Source organism: Micromonospora humidisoli, assembly GCF_016900955.1.
Lineage (GTDB): Bacteria > Actinomycetota > Actinomycetes > Mycobacteriales > Micromonosporaceae > Micromonospora > Micromonospora wenchangensis.
Window position 1 is genome coordinate 1,172,488 of record NZ_JAFEUO010000001.1, and the last position, 19,243, is coordinate 1,191,730.

Sequence of the window (19,243 nt, forward strand, 5' to 3'; positions counted from 1 at the left end):
CCGGCAGTGGGCGGGGGCGCGGGGTCAGTGCGCGAAGACCATCGCGGCGAAGGTCGCGCCCTCGCCGGCGCCGACCGCCGCGACCAGGTAACGGTCACCGGGGCGCAGCAGGCCGCGGTCGCGGGCGGTCAGGTAGTTGGTGAACGCGTCCGCGCAGAAGACGTGGCCGGTCTCCCGGACGTTGTCCAGCAGCACCCGGTCGCGCGGGAACCCGAGCAGCCGGCTGAGCCGCTGCCAGGTCACCACGTTGACGTTGTGGGGCAGGATCAGCCGGATGTCGTCGAGGTCCACCCCGGCGACCGCCAGTGCCCGTCCGATCACCTCGGCCAGCGCCGGCCGGTACTCGCGCTGGAACTGCGCGCCGGACGCGCCCCCGGCGACGTCGAACTCGCCCCGCTGCCGGCAGGCGTAGCCGAGCAGTCGGTCCCGGGGGCCGTCGAGGCTGACCAGGCACGCCGACGCCCCCTCGCTGAACACCGAGGTCTCCGGGATGAACTGGGCGTCCCGGGTGAACGCCTTCTCGGCGGTGAGCACCAGCGCAAGCGGTCCCTCGCCCGGCGGGTGCGGCCCCGGCTCGGCGGTCAGCAGCCGACCGGCCATCTCGACGGCGAGCAGCGCGCTGGCACAGGACTGCTGGGTCAGGGTGAAGGCGACCGCGTGGCCGAGCCCCAGCGCGCGGCACACGTCGTGCAGCGGGTTGACCGGGTACGGCACCACGACGGGGAACGCCCGCCCGTACAGGACGAACCGGACGCGGTGTTCCTGCCCGCGTAGGGCGGTGAGCCCGGTCGCGGCGTCGCGCAGCAGGTCGGTCAGGGACCGGTCGGGATCGCGGCGTACCTGGTCGAGGCCGTGGAACCGGCGGAACAGCCGGACCTGCATCTCGGTCAGCTCCAGCGGGCCGGCCAGGCTCTCGATCGGGACGCGGTGCGGCGGCAGGTGGACCGCGACCGCGTCGAGCGCCGTCATGCCGCCGGTGCCCGGGTCGAGCGGGGGTGCCCGGCGACCGGGCCGCGCCCCGCCGGACCGGTGCGCAGCACAGTGGACGGTTGCACCCGGGAACGTTGCTCGTGGACCGCCACGGCGAGAATCCCATCAGCGGCGTCCGTCGCTGTCAACGCGTGCCAGAATATCGACGTGGCCCGCTTCCTGTTCGTCGTCCTGCCGGTGGCGTCGCATCTCAACGCCCCGCTCGCCATCGGTCAGGCGCTCCAGGCCGCCGGGCACGAGGTGGCGTGGTGCGGTCCCCGCAGCGACCTGCGTCCGCTGATCGGCCCCGACGCGACGCTCTACCCGACCGGCAAGCGGTACTTCCGCCTCGACGGCGAGACCGGCATGGCGTCCGTGCGCAGCCTCTGGGAGGGGCACGTGCTGCCGGTCAACCGGTTCATCCGGGACGCCGTGGACCGGGCGGTCGCCGAGCACCGGCCGGACGTCGTCGTCGTCGACCAGTACGCACTGGCCGGCGCGTTGGCCGCGCACCGGCACGGGGTGCCGTGGGCGACCTTCTGCGTGGGCGCGCTGGAACTCACCCCGCCGGACCTGCCCGGGTTCACCGACTACGTGCGCGCGCAACTGGCCAGGGTCTGGGCGATGACCGACCTGCCCGTCGACGACGCGATCGACCTGCGGTTCTCGCCGTACCTGGTGCTCGGGCTGACCAGCACGGCGCTGACCGGTGCGACGCCACTGCCGGCGCGGTGCGTGCTGACCGGCCCGGCCCTGGGCCACCGCCCCGACGCGCCGGCCTTCGACTGGGACGCCTGGGACCCGGCCCGCCGGCACGTGCTGGTCACCGTCGGGACGATGGCCGAGCACCTGGCCCGGGACTTCTACCAGCGGATGATGGCGGCGACGGCGGCGCTGGCCGACCGGGTGCAGGTGGTGGTGACCGCCTCGCCCGACGTGCTGCCCGACCCACCCGTGCACGTGCTGGCCGCCCCCCGGGTGCCGGTGCTGGAGCTGATGCCCCGGCTCGACGCGCTGGTGTCGCACGGTGGGCTGGGTACGGTGACCGAGGCGTTGGCGCACGGTGTGCCGGTGGTGGTCGCGCCGATCCGGCACGACCATCCGACGGTGGCCCGTCAGGTGACCGAGGCGGGCGCCGGCATCGAGGTCGGGTTCGCCTCGGCCACCCCGGCGGACCTCACCGCCGCGCTCACCGCCGTGCTCGACGAGCCGGGCTACCGGGCGCAGGCCCGCCGGGTGGGCGAGTCGTTCGCCGCAGCCGGTGGCGCCGCCGCCGCAGCCCGGCACCTCGCCGCCCTGGCCGCGCGGCCCATCGACCATTGTCCTGCGGGTACGGCCACACTAGCCTGACCTGACGCACCCGCACGGGTGTCGCCGTCCACCGTCGACACCCCGGTGGCCCGGCGTCGTCCCCGTCCGAGGAGGCTCGATGATCGAGGCCACCGGCCTGCGCAAGTCCTACCGGGTCGGCCGTGGCCGTAACGCCACCACCGTCGAGGCCGTGCGCGGGGTCGACTTCGCCGTGCAGCGGGGCGAGATCGTCGGGTTCCTCGGCCCCAACGGCGCGGGCAAGTCCACCACCATGCGGATGCTGGCCACCCTCATCCGCCCGGACGGGGGCCGGGCGACGATCGCGGGTGTCGACCTGCTGCGCGCCCCGGCCCAGGTGCGCCGGCAGATCGGCTTCGTGGCCCAGGCCAGCGGCACCTACGACGACTCGACCGCCCGCCGGGATCTGGTGCTCCAGGCCCGGCTGTACGGCTTCGGCAAGGCCGAGGCGCAGCGCCGGGCCGAGGCGGCGATCGGGGCGTTCCAGCTCGACGACTTCGCCGACCGCCGGATCAGGACGTACTCCGGGGGGCAGCGGCGGCGGCTCGACGTGGCGCTCGGGGTGATCCACTCGCCGCAGGTCATCTTCCTCGACGAGCCGACCGCCGGGCTGGACCCGCCGAGCCGGGTACGGATGTGGCAGGAGGTCCGGCGGCTGCGGGCGGAGGGCATGACGGTCTTCCTCACCACCCACTACCTCGACGAGGCCGACACCCTGTGCGACCGGCTGTCCATCATCGACGGTGGTCGGATCGTCGCCGAGGGAACCCCGTCGGATCTCAAGCGGGAGATCTCCGGCGATGTGGTCGCGATCGACCTGACCCGCGCCGACGTGACGGACGGCCCGGTCGACGCCGACCTGCCGATCGCCACGAAACTGCTCACCGAGCAGCCGTACGTGCACTCGTCGGAGGCGGTCGACGGCACCCTGCGGCTCTATGTGGACAGTGCCGCGACGGCGATTCCGCAGATCATGCGCACCCTGCTCGGGCGGGGGATCGAGCCCGGGGCGATCGAGGCCCGCCGGCCCAGCCTCGACGACGTCTTCCTGGCCAAGACCGGCCGCTCCCTGGAGGAGTGACCCGGCCGGTACGAGAGGAGCCGCAGTGAAACTGGTCCGCGACACCTGGCTGATCTTCCAACAGGAGGTCGGCCTGATGGTGCGCAACCCGGTGATGGTGGCGTTCAGCCTGGCCCAGCCGGTCACCTACCTCATCCTGTTCGCCCCGTTCCTCAAGGTGGTGATGGTCGACCGGGGCGCCTCCTCGTACGCCGACGCCTACCGCATCTACGTGCCCGGCCTGTTCGTGGCGATGGGCCTGTTCGGTGGCCTGTTCGCCGGGTACGGGCTGCTCAGCGCGCTGCGCGCCGGCATCATCGACAGGTGCCGGGTGACCCCGGTGAGCCGGACCGGCCTGCTGCTGGGCCGGGCGCTGATGCACGTCTGCCTGAACGTGGTGCAGGCGGTGATCATCACGATCGTGGCGTTGCCGTTCGGGTTGCGGGTGCACCTGGGCAACCTGCTCATCTCGTACGCGCTGCTGTCGGTGATGGTGCTGCTGAGCACGTCGATCTCGTACGACATCGCGCTGCTGGTGCGCAACGAGAACAGCCTCGGCGTGCTGGTGAACACCGTCGGCCAGCCGATCTCCCTGCTCGCCGGGGTGCTCATCCCGCTGGTGCTGGCCCCACTGTGGATCCAGCGGGTCGCGTTCTGGAATCCGTTCTCCTGGGCGACCAACGGCATGCGGGCGTTGTTCGACGGGCAGCTCGCCGAACCGGTGGTCTGGCAGGGCGCCCTCATCATGATCGTGCTGGCCGCGGTCAGCCTGGTCTGGTCGTCGCACCTGTTCAACCGCGAGGTCTCCTGAACCCGGCCGGCGTCGACCGGCCCGGTGCGACCAGGATTGATGTTGGCCATTGTCTGCAGGTGATCGGCGCTCTAGCCTGAGCGTGTCCCCGATCGGCCGCTGCGCCGGGGTGCGGCGACCGTGAGCGTGCCAGGTGAGGAGACAACGCGTTGGGTGCCGACAACTTCCGGGCGACGCTCGCGGCCGACATGGAGCTGGGGGCCGGCAACGTGCTGCTCCGGCTCGCCGAGCACGGTGCCGACCCGGACCTGCCCCGGGTGACCTTCGACGTCGACGTGGACGGCATCCCCGCCTGGACGCCGCTGTCGCTGGCCACCCTCACCGAGCGGGTCGCCGCCCGCGCCGACTGGTTCCGGCAGCGCGGCATCGGCCGGCGCGACCCGGTCGCGGTCTATGTGACGTCCGCGCCCGACGTGTTCCTCAACTTCTTCGCCCTCAACCGGCTCGGCGCGATCCCCGCCCTGATGAACGGCAACATGCCTATCGAGTTGGCGGCCGAGTTCATCAGGCGGCTGCGCGGCGTCGGGGTCGTCGTCGACGCCGACCACGCCGCGCTGCGCGAGCACGACCTCGGGGTGCCGATCCTCGGCGACGCCGCCGAGACCGGCACCGGTGACCCCGGCCAGGCCCCGCCGCACTACCGTCACCACCCCGAGGACCCGGTCGCCATCACCCACTCGTCGGGCACCACCCGGGTGCCGGCCGCGATCGTCCACTCGCACCACGGGCTGTTCGCCGCCATCCGGGCCGTGCGGCTCACCGAGTCCCGCCCGTACGGCGAGGTGCGCGAACTGTCCGTCCTGCCGGCGGCGCACACCGCCGGCATCATCACCGTCAACCAGGCGCTCTGCAACGGTTACCAGCTGCTGTACCTGTCGGCGCAGGGCGGCCCGTTCGCGCGCAGCGCCGAGACGATCCTGGACGCCATCGAACGCTGGCGGCCGACAGGCGTATTCGGCTTCGCGGTGACCTGGTCCGAACTGGCCCGGCACGACCTGAGCACCCGCGACCTGAGGTCGGTGCGCAACTGGTTCAACACCGGGGACTGCGCCCACGAGTCGCACATCCGGCGGCTGGTCGCCGTCGGCAGCCACCCGGCGTACACCCGGCAGGGCATGGTCGACGTGCCGGGGTCCAAGTTCGTCGACATGCTCGGCTCCACCGAGATGGGCCACGGCGCGTTCCGGATCAGCCACCGCCTCGGCAGCGACCACTACGACCGCTGCGTCGGCAAGCCGTACCCGTTCGCGCAGATCGCCCTGCTCGACGTCACCACCGGCGAGGAGGTCCCCGAGGGGCAGGTGGGGCACGTCGGGCTCAAGTCACCGACGCTGGCGCTCGGCTACTGGAACGACTCGGTCAACACCTTCCGCACCCGGCTGAACGGCTACTACCTGACCGGTGACCTGATGTACCGCGACCCGGAGGGCAACTACCACCACGTCGACCGGGCCAGCGACGCGGTCGACCTGGGCGACGGCAACTGGCTCTACACGGCGCTGTCCGAGGAGCGCATCCTCAAGCACTGCCCCGACGTACGCGACTGCACGGTCATCGCGGTGCGGGAGGACGACGACCGCATCGTCACCGAGGTGCTGCTGCTGCTCGCCGACGACGCCGATCCGGCGCTGGACCGTGCCGACCGGGTCCGCGCCGCGCTCGGCCCGGTGGTCGGCGCGACGCTGCGGCGGGTGGTCACGGTGCCCGACGACGGTGTGGTGATGGGGCCGACGGGCAAGGTCCGCAAGTTCCTGATGCGCCAGCGGCTGCTGGCCGACGCCGGGGCGACCACCACCGGCTGACCGGGGAAGCGCCCCGCGCCCCGACCGCTCACGGCGGCCGGGGCGCGGGGCGCTACCGGCGGGTGTCAGCCCAGTCGGGACTCGATCGCCTCGATGATGCGGGGACGCAGCTCGGCGGCCCGGATCACCGCGTCGACCGAGCCGACCTCCACCGCCCGCCCGATGTTGTGCACCCGGTCGAACTCCGCCGCCACCTCGCCGAGCTTCTCCGCGCGGACCGCCGCGCGGGTCTCGTCGAGTTCGGCGGTGAGCGCCGCCCGCTCGGTGCCGGTGGCCGCCGCGACCCGCGACTCCAGGTCGCGCACCCGCAGGTCGGCTGCGGTACGGGCGTTGACGTCGCCGGAGAACACCACCGCCGCCGCCGGGGCACCGCCGAGCACCGAGGCGAACGAGCCCTCCAGCGCCAGCACCGTCATGTTGGGGTTCAGCGCCTTGGAGAAGACCACGAACGCCCCACCGTGGTAGCGGGAGATCACGCAGAACACGATCGGCCCACGGAAGTTGACGATCGCCCGGCCGATCTCGGCCCCGTACTCCAGTTGCAGCTTGCGCATCGACTCGGGCGAGCCGTCGAAGCCCGACAGGTTGGCCAGCACCACCAGCGGCCGGTTGCCGCTGGCCGCGTTGATCGCCCGCGCGGCCTTCTTGGACGAGCGCGGGAACAGGGTGCCCGCGGTGTAGGTGTCCGGGCCGTCGGTGGGCGGGAAACCCCGCCGGGGCACCGACCGCGACTCGATGCCGAGCAGGCAGACCGGGATGCCGCCCAGGTGCACGTCCTGCACCACCGCGGTCTCCGCGTCGGCCATGCCCGCCCACCGCTCCAGCACCGGGTGGTCCTGGTCGGACAGCGCCCGCATCACCGTACGGATGTCGAACGGCTTCTTGCGGTCCGGGTTGGCGGCGGCGGAGAAGATCTCGCCGACGGTGGTGAAGTCGCTGCCGGCCACGGTGTGCGGGAAAATGGAGACGTCCCGGTCGACGGGGTCGGCGGTGGTCGCCCGGCGCGGGGCGTCCTCCCCGGGCGCGACGTACGTGTGGTCGTAGTACGACATCAGCACGTCCCGGGCGGCCGTCAGGTTCGGCGCCCAGTACTGCGCCTGCCCGTTGGGGCCCATCACCCGGTCGTAGCCGCCGATGCCGAAGTTGTCCTCGGCGGACACCCCACCGGAGAAGTCCAGCGACTGCTTGCCGGTGAGCACCATCGCGGCCTCCGGCGTCATCACCAGGATGCCCCGGGTGTGCATGAGCATCGTCGCCTCGGCGTTCCAGTACGGCTGGGCACCCACGTTGATCCCCGCGACCACGATGTTGATCTCGCCGCCGTCCTGGGTGAACTCGACGATCCGCTTGAGCGCCGCCGCCACCCAGTCCATGTTCTCGGTGCCCGACGTCATCGAGATCCGCGCACCGGCCGACAGGGCGTACCACTCCAGCGGCACCCGCAGCCGTTCGGCCAGGTCCAGGGCGGCGATCACCCGCCGGCACTCGGCCTCGGAGAGCGCGCCGAGCGACTTGGTCGGGTCGCCCAGCAGCACCACCCGGGTCACCCCCTGCGGGTGCCTCGGCGTCGGCGTGGTGACCACACCCGCGACGATCGCCGCCGTGTTGCGCCCCCGGGGCCGGTCCACCGGCACCAGCGCGTGGTCGTCGTCGAGGTCGTGTTCGACGAACTGGCCGAGCATCCCGGTCAGCTCGTACGGGTAGACCGTGTTGCGGCTGCTGGCCCGCAGCACCTTGAGCCGGTAGTCGTCGAGCGGCTCCACCGGGTCGACAGGCGGCTCACCCATGGTCAGCTCGGCCCCGCCGGTGGCGTCGAACGCGATGCGCACCGCGATCTTGTTCAGTTCGCCGGTGCGGCGGTCGCGCTGGCGCGCGATGAACAGGATCTCCTCCAGCCCCGCGCCGACGGTCGTCGGGCGGACCCGCTCGGCGATCATCTCCATCTCCTCGCGGGTCAGGTCGCTCGGCGGCCAGACGTAGATGACGATCCGGTTGGTGTTGAAGCGGGTCTTGGACGGGCGGCGGGTCTGCGCCCGGCGGATCGAGTCCAGGCAGGTGGCGACGATGTCCTCGGCCGTGGGCAGGGCCACCAGCCGCCCGTCGTGCTCGCGCAGCGCGGTGAGGTCGCGTACCTGGGCGAACGCGACGAGCCGCTCGTCGGACGGGTTCTCCCGCGCGACGGCCTGGAAGAGGTAGACCTCCTCGTCCGACGACGGCAGCCGGGTCAGGTCGAACTTACGCAGCCGCTCCAACTGCATCCGCTGCGCGATGTACGGGTGCAGGCCACGGATCAGCCGCTCCTCGCTCATCCCCGTGCTCGACGGACGGAACGTGAAGTGGTGGTGCATCACCGCGCCGCCGCGCCCCGCGACGGTGGTGGTGAGCCGGCGGACCTGGGCCGGCAGCGGGTGCGCGTTGACGACCTCCAGCAGCGCGGCGGCCATCGCGTCGAAGTCCTCCGGCTGGTTCTCCCAGCCGAGATAGATGTCGGCGTCGACGGCCGAGCCGTCCCCGGCCAGTTCGGCGAGCCCGCGCAGCGCGTCGCCCAGCGCGTCGAAGCGTACGGCGGCGGAGAGCAGGCTGGAGTCGGCCCGTTCGGCCACCACGAACGTGCAGTCCGCCACCCGGCGGGTCCGCACGTCGGCCAGGCCCTTGTTGCCGTAGTACCGCCGGGTCAGCACCTCCAGCATCACCGCGTTGTCCAGGTGGTCCCGCACGAGCCGCTGGCCGAGCACCCGGACCAGGGGTTCGGTGCTGCGGACCATCTCCGCGACCCGCTCGGCACGGTCCGCCGCGTCCGGGTGCGCGTCGAGGTGACGCAGGTGCCGGCGGACCGAGGCGTACAGCCGGGCCCGGTTGCGCAGCAGCAGCGGCTGGGCGAACCAGGCGAACACCACCCCGCGGGCCAGGTCGGCGACGACCGGGAAACGGACCTGCGTCGCCGCCACCAGCCGCTCCAAGGCGAGACCGGCGGGCTCGCGCAGCACCGCGTCCGGCGGCGGCTCACGCAGCCAGGAGCGCAGCAACGTCGCGATGACCGTGGCGTCGGTGGCCGCCCGCTGCTGGGCCAGGAAGATCCGGAACACGGCGGCTTCGAGGGCGGGGGAGCGGTCCAGCTCGGTGACGCCGTAGTGGCCGAGCGCCTTGGCCAGCTTGGCCTGGAAGTGCGCCGGCAGACCGGCCCGCTCGACGTCGAGGCTCTGCAGGTAGGTGTGGAAGTACTCGCGGGCGCTGGGGACGTGGTTGTCGCCACTGACGTCCTCCCCGGTCAGCCGGTTGCGGCTGAGTTCGGCGAGGTCGGCGAAGACGTCGACGAGATCGATCTCCTCGGCCAGTGGGCGGTGGCCGTCCTCGATGGCGGCCCGCCGTGCGGCGAGGTACTCGTCGAGCACCCGGCCGTCGTCGTGCGGGTCCACGTCGAAGCCCAGCAGCAGTCCACGGAGGTCCTCCTGGCCGCGCCGGGACCGCTCGATCGCCGGGGCCTGGTCGGGCGCGGTGGGCAGGTCCAGGGCGACGGGCGGGGCGGCCTCGGCACCCGCGGCGTCGTCGGCGTCGTCGCCGAGCGGCTCCAGCCGCAGCAGCGCCGCGCCGGCCTCCACCTGGCTGCCGACGGAGACGTCGCACTCCTTGAGGCGGGCCCGGAACGGTGCCCGCAGCACCGTCTCCATCTTCATCGCCTCCAGCACCAGCACCGGCGCGCCCGCCTCGACCTCGGCGCCCACCTCCACCGGGGTGGCGACGACCAGCGCGGGCATCGGCGAGCGGACCACGCCGCCCTCGTCACGGCCGACCCGGTGGGTCACGCCGTCCACCTCGACCAGGTGGATCGCGCCGTGGGTGCCGGTGAGCAGCCGGTACCGGGCGCCGTTGACGGCGATCTGCCCGGTGTGCCGGTCGAACCGGTCCAGCTCGACGTCGGCGGTGTGCACGTCGCCGCCGGCCTCGATGCCGACCCGGAACCGGTGCGCGCCGACCCGGGCCACCCGCATCCGGTACCCGACGCCGCGCAACTTGAGGTCCAGCGGCCGGCCGCTGACGTGCTGCACCTGCGGGCGGCCACCGAACGCCGTCGACAGCAGCCGCTGCTGTTCGGCCTGCTCCTGCTCCTCGTACGCCTCGATCGCGGCGGCGGCGAGCGCGACGGCGGAGTGCCGGTGCGACACGAGCCGGCCCTCGGCGCGTACCCGGTCGATCCAGCCGGTGTCGGCGCTGGCGTCGATCACCTCGGGCTGGTCGAGCAGGTCGAGCACGAAGCTCTTGTTGGTCGCACCGCCCTCGATGATCACCGTGGTCTCGGCCATCGCCCGGCGCAGCCGGCCGAGCGCCTCGTCCCGGTCCCGCCCGTACGCGATGATCTTCGCGATCATCGAGTCGAAGTCGGCCGGGATGGTGTCGCCCTCGCTGACCCCGGTGTCGACCCGGATGCCGGGACCCGCGGGCAGGTCCAGCCGGGCGATCCGGCCCGGGGCGGGGGCGAAGTCGCGGTCCGGGTCCTCGGCGTTGAGCCGGGCCTCGATGGCGTGCCCGCGCTCCACCGGCGGCACGCCGTCGAGCCGGCCGCCCGCCGCGACGTGCAACTGCGCCTTGACCAGGTCGAAGCCGGTGGTCAGCTCGGTGATCGGGTGCTCCACCTGGAGCCGGGTGTTGACCTCCAGGAAGGCGAACAGCCGGTCACCGGGGTGGTAGAGGAACTCGACGGTGGCGGCACCCCGGTAGCCGACCGCGACGGCCAGCCGTTCGGCCGAGGACTTGAGTTCGGCCGTCTGCTCCGGACCGAGCACCGGGGAGGCCGACTCCTCGATGACCTTCTGGTTGCGTCGCTGCACCGAGCAGTCCCGTACGCCGAGCGCCCAGGCGGTGCCCTGACCGTCCGCGATGACCTGTACCTCGACGTGCCGGGCACCGGTGACCAGGCGCTCCAGGAACACGATGCCGCTGCCGAAGGCGCGCGCCGCCTCCTGGCTGGTGCGCTGGTAGGCGTCGGCCAGTTCGGCGTCGCTGGTGACCACGCGGATGCCCCGGCCGCCGCCGCCGGCGGTCGCCTTGAGCATCAGCGGGTAGCCGATCTCGGCGGCGGCGGCGATCGCGGCCTCCAGGGTCTCCACCGCGCCCCGGCTCCACGGCGCGACCGGCACGCCGACCTCCTCGGCGATCAGCTTCGCGCCGATCTTGTCGCCGAGCTTGCGCATCGCGTCCGGGCTGGGCCCGACGAAGGTGATGCCGATCTTCTCGCACAGCTCCGCGAAGGCCGGGTCCTCGGCGACGAAACCCCACCCGACCCACGCCGCGTCGGCCCCGGTCTCGACCAGGGCATGCTCCAGCCGCTTCAGGTCGAGGTACGGCCGGGAGGACGCCGGACCCAGGTCGTAGGCGATGTCGGCCTCGCGGACGAAGGTCGCGGTGCGATCGACGTCGGTATAGAGGGCCACCGTTTCGATCGGAGTGTCGGTCTGCGCGGCCAGCTCTCGGACCGCGTGAATGAGGCGCATCGCGGCCTCACCCCGGTTGACGATGGCGACACGGCTGAACACCCGACCGACTCCTCCGGTAGATCCACGAGTACGCGCCGCAAGGCATCGACCCCCGACAGCGATCACCCTTCCGCGTGCCGGCCGGTAGCGCCATGTCGTAATCACCGAACCCTGAGCGGTGACCGTTGTAGGAAACCCACAAAAGTTTTTGGTCTTTCCCCGCCCGGACGAGGTTGTTGCGGCACCCGCCGCAGGTCGGCGGGGTCAGGCGTCCGCCGACGCGGTCGCGGCGACCTCGCGGCGGCGGACCACCGCGATCAGTGTCGTGCCGACGGCCAGCAGCGCCCCGGCCACGACCAGCGCCACCGCCCCGTTCACCCGCAACGTCAGCACCGCGGAGACGAACGCGCCCAGGCCCATCGTGGTGATCGCACCGAACCGGCGGAGCCAGGCCGTGCCGGGGCCACCGGCGGCCCGGCTGTCGGCGGACAGGTTCACCATGGTCATGGTCACCACCACCGTCGAGAGGTCCCGGATGCCGATGTGCTTGACCGCCGCCGCCTGCGCGCCGAGCACCAGGGCGAGCAGGCCGGTGACGGCCAGCATCACCCCGTGCGCCGGTGGGCCGGTGGCGAGCCAGAAACCGGCCAGGGCGAGGGTCAGCACACTGCCGCCGACCAGGATGGCCAGCCCGGCGGCGGGCAGCGCCGCCGGCCCCGACGCGCCCCGGGTCAGCCGGGCGGCGAGCACCGCGCCGAGCATGAACGTCAGCAACGCCACCAGGTTGTTGAGCACCGGCAGGCCGGACACCCCGGCCAGCCCGAAACCGATGAAGAGCACGTTGCCTGTCATGTTGCCGGTGAAGACCCGGTCCAGGGCGAGATAGCTGACCCCGTCGACCGCCCCGGTCGCCGCGGTCAACACCAGCAGCGGCAGCTCGTAACGCTTTGTCATGGGGCCCTTCCGATGATCGTTTCCGGCCGGGAGTCTACCCATGACCTGCGGGAACGTCCCGGGCGGCCGGGACACCGACCCCTGGTGGCCGGGACGCCGGGGCCCGTTGACTGGCCCCATGACCGAGCTGCCGGACCACTTCCCCGCCCACGTCAAGGGTTCCTACGTCAACTGCGACCAGTACGACCGCGAGGCGCGGCTCACCCCGCCGCCGGACCACATCCCGGCCCACGTGAAGAACTCGTACCCGACCTGTCAGGAGGCGGTCCGCCCGCCCCGGCTCACCCTCGTGCCGGCGGCCGGGGCATGACCACGGTCGTCCCGTCCCGGCTCGACCCCGCGTGGCGGGAGTGGCTGGTCGAGAACCTCGCCATGGGCGCGTCGGTGCCGCAGGCGCGGGCCGCTGCCGTCGCCGGGTCCGCCGACCCCGACGCCATCGACGCCGAGCTGCGGGAACTGGCCGACCATCCGTACTTCGCGGTGTGCCGGCGGCTCGCGCTGCGCTACGACTGGCTGGAGTCGGTCCTCGACACGTACCGGACGCTGCGCGACAGCGACGGCGGGCGGACGCTGGAGCACCGTGCGGACCTCGACCCTGCGGAGTTCTTCTCCCGCTACTACTTCGGCAACCGGCCGGTCGTGCTGGACGGCCTGATGGCCGACTGGCCCGCCCTCGGCTGGACGCTGTCCGGCCTGGCGGCGGCCTGCGGCGACGCCGAGGTCGAGGTGATGACCGGCCGGGACGCCAACCCCGACCACGCCTGGCAGTACGACAGGCACCGCACCAGCATGCCGTTCCGCGAGTACCTGGCGCTGCTCGCCTCGGGCCGGCACACCAACGACTACTACATGGTGCCGCGCAACGAGAACTGGTCAGGCGCGCTGCGCCCGCTCGCCGCCGACATCCGTGCCCCGGAGGGGATCGTGGACCCGTCCGGGCTCGGTCACCTGCTGCTCGGGCCGGCCGGCACGGTGACGCCGCTGCATGTGGACAACAGTTCGGTGCTGCTCGGCCAGGTGCTCGGCCGTAAGCACGTCCGGCTGGTCCCGTCGTACGAGCGGCACCTGGTCTATCCGCGCGGCGGCACGTTCAGCGCGGTCGACGCGGCCGACCCGGACCTCACCCGGCACCCCCGGTACGCCGAGGCGACGGTGCTCGACGTCGTGCTGGAACCGGGGCAGCTGCTGTTCGTCCCGGTGGGCTGGTGGCACTGGGTGCAGGCGTTGGAGGTCAGCGCCACGGTCAGCTTCCACCATTTCCGCATTCCGGGGCAGAACCACAAGATGGCCACGCCCCCCGCGGCCGGAGCGGACCGGTGAGCGCCCGGCAGCCCTACGGTCCCTCGACGACATGCATTATCGTCGATCGCATTGTGGGGTGATCCGGCGCGCGTCGGATCCGATCGAAGGTGGCGATTTTGCGTTATGCCGATGGGCCGGGCGTGACCTACGAGGTCTACGTCGAGGCAGTTCCGTCCCGGGTCTGGGAACTGGTGACCGACATTCACCTGCCGGCCCGGCTGAGTCCCGAGCTGCAACGGGTCGAGTGGTTCGAGGGTGCCGACGAACTCGTCAAGGGGGCCAGTTTCCTCGGGTACAACAGCCACCCGCGTATCGGGCAGTGGCGCACCGCCTCCTACGTCACCGAACTGGACCAGGAACGGGTCTTCGGGTGGGTCGTCACGGACGTGGACGGCATGTTCGCCGGCCAGGACGGTGCCGGCCGGGCCGACGTGTCGTCGCCGGCGGCCACCTGGCGGTTCGAGCTGGAACCGGAGGGGGCCGGCACCCGGCTGCGGCAGACGGTCCGGGTCGGTCCGGGCCGTTCCGGGCTCAGCCTCGTGATCGACCAGGCCCCCGAGCACGAGGAGCAGATCGTCGAGTCGAGGCTCGGCCAGCTCCGCTCCCACATCGAGTCGGTGCTCGACGGCATCAAGGCCCTGGCCGAGAACCGCACCCCCTGACCCTCCGCCCCGCGCTCCCGCGCTCCCCGCCGGCCAGCCCCGGTGATCAAGAGAAATACGTCATGAACCGGCCGCCGGCTGACGTTTTCCTCTTGATCGCCGGGGCTTCGGCGGGGTGATCGCCGGGATTCGGTGGGGTGGCTGGGGGGGCTTCGGTGGGGTTCGGGGGGGTTTTGGTGGGGTGGTGCGACGTGGCGGGGTGGTGGGGCAGGGGCGCGGGATTAGGGTGTTGCGGTGGATCACGAGGATCGAATCGCGCTCTTTCTCGACTACGAGAACCTTGCCCTGGGCGCCCGGGAACACCACGGCGGGCGGGCGTTCGACTTCCGTCCGATCGCCGACGCCCTCGCCGAGCGGGGGCGGGTGGTCGTCCGTCGGGCGTACGCGGACTGGTCATACTTCGACGAGGACCGTCGGATGCTCACCCGCTCGCACGTCGAGCTGATCGAGATCCCGCAGCGGATGGGGGCGTCCCGCAAGAACGCCGCCGACATCAAGATGGCCGTGGACGCGGTGGAACTGGCCTTCGAGCGCGGCTACATCTCCACCTTCGTCATCTGCACCGGGGACAGCGACTTCACCCCGCTGGTGCACAAGCTGCGCGAACTCAACAAGCGGGTGATCGGGGTCGGGGTGGAGAAGTCCACCTCGGCGCTGCTCCCGCCCGCCTGCGACGAGTTCCTCTACTACGACCGGCTGGAGGGCGTCGACCTCCCACCCGTACGCGGCCGGCGGGGTCGCGCGTCGCGCCCGGCCGAGCCGCAGCAGCCGGAGCCGACGGCGGTGGAGCCGACACCGGAGCAGCCGGAGCAGCCGGATTCGTCGCCGGCCGCCGAGGAGCCGGTACGCGACGCCGAGGCGCTCGCCGTGCTGGTCGCCCAGACCGTCGCCGGCCTCCAGGGCAGTTCGGAGGGGGAGGTGACCGCCTCCCGGCTCAAGCGCACCCTGCTGCGCAAGGACCCCACGTTCAGCGAGTCCGACTACGGGTTCCGCACCTTCGGTGAGCTGCTGCGCCACCTCGCCGGGCACAATGTCGTCGAGCTGGCCGAGGGGCCGGCCAAGGGCGACCCGGAGGTGTCCCTGCCCGAGCACGGCGACCAGGAGGTCGCCTTCGCGTTGCTGCGTACGGTGGTGGCGGAGCTGGCCGCGGCCGGTGGCCCGGTGGCGCTGTCCGGGCTCAAGAACCAGCTCCGCCGGGCCCGCCCCGAATTCAGCGAGAAGAAGCTCGGCTACCGCAGTTTCCTCCAGTTCGGTAAGGCCGCCGCCACGGCCGGTGAGGTCACGTTGGCCTGGAGCGCGGAGGCCGACGACTACCTGCTCACGCCCCGGCAGGGATGACCGGGCGGGGCCGGCGGCGGGCCTCGACGAATTCGTGACTCACGTTCCGCGGCCAGTTTGCTATACGGTCGGTGAATGATGGTCGAGGAGCACTGGTGGAACGGTGACCCGAGCCCACGCGGGCGGCGGGACGTCTACATCCGTACCGACGGGGAGGCCTGGGAGGTCCAGGCGCAGATCGGCGGGGCGTCGGGTCGCTCCCGCGTGCAGCAGTGCCCGAGCCGGGCGGCGGCGGTCATCCTGGCCGACGCCTGGCGTGGCAGCAATCCTTCCTGGCGCGGGCTGCACCGCTGAGCGGTCCCGGCGGTCGGCGGGCGGTCCGCACCGCGTCCCGCCCGCCCCGCCTTCCGGCCACCGGTCGGGCTTCGCGCGGGACACCTCCGAGGTCGCCGGCGCGCAACGACTCTGATCACGCAGAGTAGTTTTCTTTTCACTGACCGGTCGGCGGGCTCCTGATTAGGGCGAGCTAACTGGAAACATTATTGACAGAAGTGCCGGATATCGACATCCTTCGTGGAGAGCGCTCTCCCCTGGCGTGCTCCCCGCCCCCGATGTCGCCCAAGGAGCCTCCCGTGCCCGGAGCCCGAGCCGTCCCCCGGCCCCGATCCCTCGCCCGCGCGGCGGTCGCCCTCGTCACCCTCGCCGCCGCCCTCGTCCTGCCCGCCCAGGCCGAGCCCGCCTCGGCCGCCATCGGCGGCATCACCTGGCAGGACGAGTTCAACGCCGCTGCCGGCACCCCCGTCGACCAGAACCGGTGGCGCTTCGACATCGGCGGTGGCGGTTGGGGCAACAACGAACGGCAGTACTACACCAACAGCACCAGCAACGCCGTCCACGACGGACAGGGCAACCTGGTCATCACCGCCCGCAAGGAGAACCCGGCCAACTACCAGTGCCACTACGGCAGGTGCGAGTACACCTCGGCGCGGCTGCTCACCGCCGCCACCTTCACCCAGGCGTACGGCCGGTTCGAGGCCCGGATCAAGATCCCCCGCGGCCAGGGCATCTGGCCGGCGTTCTGGATGCTCGGCAACGACATGGGCAGCGCCGGCTGGCCCGCCGCCGGTGAGATCGACATCATGGAGAACATCGGCCGGGAACCCAACACCGTCTACGGCACCGTGCACGGCCCCGGCTACTCCGGCGGGGGAGGCATCACCGGCAGCCGTACCATCGGCCAGCCGCTGGCCGACACCTTCCACACCTACCGGGTGGACTGGGAGCCGAACCTGATCGTCTGGTACCTCGACGGCGTCGAGTACCACCGCGTCGACCCGTCCCGGCTCGGCGGCAACCGCTGGGTCTACGACCACCCGTTCTTCATGATCCTCAACGTGGCGGTGGGCGGTAACTGGCCCGGCTACCCCGACGGCTCCACCCAGTTCCCCCAGCAGATGCTCGTCGACTACGTCCGGGTCTCCAGCTACGTGCCCGGCGGCGGCAACCCGCAGCCCGGCACCACCCGGCTGCGCGGCACGCAGAGCGGCCGGTGCATCGACATCCCGAGTTCCAACGCGGTGGACGGGGCCAAGCTCCAGATCTGGGACTGCAACACCACCGCCGCGCAGGCGTGGACCTTCGCCACCGACGGCACCGTCCGCGCGATGGGCAAGTGCATGGACCCGGCCTGGGCCGGCACCGCCAACGGCACCGAGGTCAACCTGGTCACCTGCAACGGCAACCCGGCCCAGCGGTTCACCCTCAACGGCGCCGGGGACCTGGTCAACCTCAGCGCCAACAGGTGCGTCGACGTCCGGGACCAGAACCCCAACAACGGCGGCAAACTGCACCTGTGGGACTGCCTCGGCGTCGCCAGTCAGAAGTGGTCCCGCTTCTGACTGGCGGCTATTGCGGAAGGCCCACTGCGGCGGGTACCTGTGCCGGGTGGAGTCGTCCACGCGATAGCGGGCACGGCATGAGATGACGGATGGCCCCCAGCGCACGCTGGGGGCCATCCGCCGCGTCCCGGGTCAGTGCCGTGCGGCGTGTTCCACGAAAGATTTCCAGTTCTGTGGGTCGAAGGTCAGGACCGGCCCTGCGAGGTCCTTGCTGTCGCGGACGGCAACCAGACCGGGCATGTTGGCGGCTACCTCGACGCAGTCGGTGTTTCCGCTGCGGCTTGCCTTGCGCCACTGGGCGTTGCTCAGGTCCATGACGTCACTGCCTCCTTCAGGAGTTCCATCGACTGGCGGCGGGGCAGGGCGTCGTTGCGGACCGACTCCCACCTCGCCAAGAGGCTAGCCAGGTCTCCCTCGCTGTCGATCGTCGTGCCGGCGAGTTGGCTCTCCAGGGTGCCCACCCAGCTGCCGTCCAGGCCCCTGGCCAGTGCGAACGGCCCGGACATGCCCACATGGAAGCCGGTCAGGCGCGGAATGACGTGCACACTGATCTGGGGGCGTTCGGTCATGACCACCAAGTGGTCGATCTGGCGGGTCATCAGGCCCCGGTAGCCCTCGTCGGTGCGGTGCAGTATGGCCTCGTCGATGACAGCGATGAGCTGGGGTGGGTCCGGCTGGTGGAGAACTGCCTGGCGGTCCATCCGGGCTGCCACCTTCCTCTCCACCTCGTCGTCGGTGAGCAGGTCATCGCAGCGGATCACCGCGCGGGCGTAGTTCTCCGTCTGGAGCAACGCGGGAACGAGGCCAGGGTGGAAGCAACGAAGCTGCCGGGCGGCGCGTTCGGCTTCGAGCCACGGCCGGAACCAGCTGGGCTGGCCCTCCTTCTCCATTATCCGAAGCAGGGAGACCAAGAGGCCGCCGGAGTGGAGCACCTCGTCAGCCCGGGAGAGGAACTGCCTGTCGAATGGGCGGGTGCCTGTTTCCACGCTGGACACCATCGACGCCGAATAGTGCACCTGCTTGCCGAACTCCTCCTGGTTGAGTCCGGCGGCGAGGCGCATCCGGCGCAGCTGGGCCCGGATCAGACCGGCGGTCGGTTCCTCCACGATCCCTCCACAATTCTTACGCGAGAATCACTCGGTATCGCCGCACGAGCGAACGGCTTCGAGGCTGCGACACGACCGGGCGCTTCGCCTTCCGACAGTAGTGGCCTGCTCAACAGACTGTCATTCATGGCGGGCTCGCTGGTGGCCGGAAGGCGGTAGCGGGTCCTGCCCGGGGCCGCTCCGCATCCTGAGTGGAGCGGCCCTCTCCAGTCGAGAAGAGGTCGATGTCGTGGTGGTACGGCCCCCTGTTCCGCACGTTGCCGTGCGCCCGGCGTGGCGGTGCCGTAGTTGCGGCAGCGCTTGGCCCTGCCAGCCGGCCAAGCTCTCGCTGCTGCTCGAGTACGGGGACAACCGCACGGGCCTGCTCGTGTACCTCGGCGCCCTGATGATCGAGGCAACGAACCAGCTCACCCGACTCCATCCGGATCATCCGCCGACCCGGATGACCGAGCGCTTCCTGTCCTGGGCAAGAGCACGAGGTTGAGCCCTCGCCCCCGTGCCCGGCGTGCTGGCGGGCGGTCGGAACGGTTTCGGGTCACCCCAGCCGCCGCCGGGGTGACCCGGAGAGTGGCTGCCACGGTCGAGGTAGCGGCGTCGAGGG

15 protein-coding genes are annotated in these 19,243 nt (G+C 71.8%); 10 read left to right on the forward strand and 5 right to left on the reverse strand.

From position 1 onward, the window contains the following. Window positions 1-24: 24 nt before the first annotated feature. Window positions 25-969 (reverse strand): 3-oxoacyl-[acyl-carrier-protein] synthase III C-terminal domain-containing protein, encoded by a 945-nt coding sequence (locus JQN84_RS05185; protein WP_204957211.1) that lies wholly within the window; start codon window positions 967-969, stop codon window positions 25-27. A gap of 168 nt (window positions 970-1,137) precedes the next feature. Here JQN84_RS05185 and JQN84_RS05190 point away from each other — a divergent pair, with 168 nt between their 5' ends. The 4 genes from JQN84_RS05190 (at window position 1,138) to JQN84_RS05205 (ending at window position 5,971) form a co-directional block, all read left to right on the forward strand. Continuing rightward, on the forward strand, window positions 1,138-2,319 hold the full coding sequence (locus tag JQN84_RS05190) for a glycosyltransferase (RefSeq protein WP_204957212.1): 1,182 nt from the start codon (window positions 1,138-1,140) through the stop codon (window positions 2,317-2,319). A 79-nt stretch (window positions 2,320-2,398) separates the two neighbouring features. Continuing rightward, entirely contained in the window at window positions 2,399-3,379 is a 981-nt protein-coding gene (locus tag JQN84_RS05195; protein WP_204957213.1) for an ATP-binding cassette domain-containing protein, read from the forward strand. A gap of 25 nt (window positions 3,380-3,404) precedes the next feature. Then, a complete protein-coding gene (locus JQN84_RS05200; protein WP_204957214.1) occupies window positions 3,405-4,169 on the forward strand; it encodes an ABC transporter permease in 765 nt (254 codons plus the stop codon). Window positions 4,170-4,357: 188 nt separating this feature from the next. Further along, on the forward strand, window positions 4,358-5,971 hold the full coding sequence (locus JQN84_RS05205; RefSeq protein ID WP_204957350.1) for a class I adenylate-forming enzyme family protein: 1,614 nt from the start codon (window positions 4,358-4,360) through the stop codon (window positions 5,969-5,971). Between the two features lie 65 nt (window positions 5,972-6,036). Here JQN84_RS05205 and JQN84_RS05210 read toward each other — a convergent pair whose 3' ends face one another. Further along, window positions 6,037-11,502: an ATP-binding protein gene (locus JQN84_RS05210; RefSeq protein WP_204957215.1), complete on the reverse strand. Its 5,466-nt coding sequence runs from the start codon at window positions 11,500-11,502 to the stop codon at window positions 6,037-6,039. Between the two features lie 204 nt (window positions 11,503-11,706). Further along, window positions 11,707-12,396, reverse strand: a complete 690-nt coding sequence (locus tag JQN84_RS05215) for a YoaK family protein (protein WP_204957216.1) — start codon at window positions 12,394-12,396, stop codon at window positions 11,707-11,709. 118 nt (window positions 12,397-12,514) lie between these two features. On the opposite strand from JQN84_RS05215, the gene JQN84_RS05220 reads away from it, so the two are divergent. The 6 genes from JQN84_RS05220 to JQN84_RS05245 all read left to right on the forward strand — a co-directional run bounded on the left by JQN84_RS05220 (window position 12,515) and on the right by JQN84_RS05245 (window position 17,536). Next, window positions 12,515-12,706: a hypothetical protein gene (locus JQN84_RS05220; protein WP_204957217.1), complete on the forward strand. Its 192-nt coding sequence runs from the start codon at window positions 12,515-12,517 to the stop codon at window positions 12,704-12,706. Then, on the forward strand, window positions 12,703-13,716 hold the full coding sequence (locus JQN84_RS05225; RefSeq protein ID WP_204957218.1) for a cupin-like domain-containing protein: 1,014 nt from the start codon (window positions 12,703-12,705) through the stop codon (window positions 13,714-13,716). Before JQN84_RS05220 ends, JQN84_RS05225 begins: the two co-directional genes overlap by 4 nt. Before the next feature lie 98 nt (window positions 13,717-13,814). Next, window positions 13,815-14,360 (forward strand): SRPBCC family protein, encoded by a 546-nt coding sequence (locus tag JQN84_RS05230; RefSeq protein WP_204957219.1) that lies wholly within the window; start codon window positions 13,815-13,817, stop codon window positions 14,358-14,360. 234 nt (window positions 14,361-14,594) lie between these two features. Next, window positions 14,595-15,698 carry an NYN domain-containing protein gene (locus JQN84_RS05235; protein ID WP_204957220.1) on the forward strand — a complete coding sequence of 368 codons (1,104 nt, stop codon included), beginning with the start codon at window positions 14,595-14,597 and terminating at the stop codon, window positions 15,696-15,698. A gap of 75 nt (window positions 15,699-15,773) precedes the next feature. Beyond that, entirely contained in the window at window positions 15,774-15,992 is a 219-nt protein-coding gene (locus tag JQN84_RS05240) for a hypothetical protein (protein WP_088642133.1), read from the forward strand. A gap of 278 nt (window positions 15,993-16,270) precedes the next feature. Further along, complete coding sequence (locus tag JQN84_RS05245; protein WP_281899290.1) at window positions 16,271-17,536, forward strand: family 16 glycosylhydrolase; 1,266 nt, start codon at window positions 16,271-16,273, stop codon at window positions 17,534-17,536. A 132-nt stretch (window positions 17,537-17,668) separates the two neighbouring features. Here the strand turns inward: JQN84_RS05245 and JQN84_RS05250 are convergent, their stop codons facing one another. Together JQN84_RS05250 and JQN84_RS05255 are read right to left on the reverse strand one after the other, a co-directional pair. Beyond that, window positions 17,669-17,851: a DUF397 domain-containing protein gene (locus JQN84_RS05250; protein WP_204957222.1), complete on the reverse strand. Its 183-nt coding sequence runs from the start codon at window positions 17,849-17,851 to the stop codon at window positions 17,669-17,671. Beyond that, window positions 17,842-18,645, reverse strand: a complete 804-nt coding sequence (locus tag JQN84_RS05255; protein ID WP_281903140.1) for a helix-turn-helix domain-containing protein — start codon at window positions 18,643-18,645, stop codon at window positions 17,842-17,844. Before JQN84_RS05255 ends, JQN84_RS05250 begins: the two co-directional genes overlap by 10 nt. Window positions 18,646-19,243: the final 598 nt, after the last annotated feature.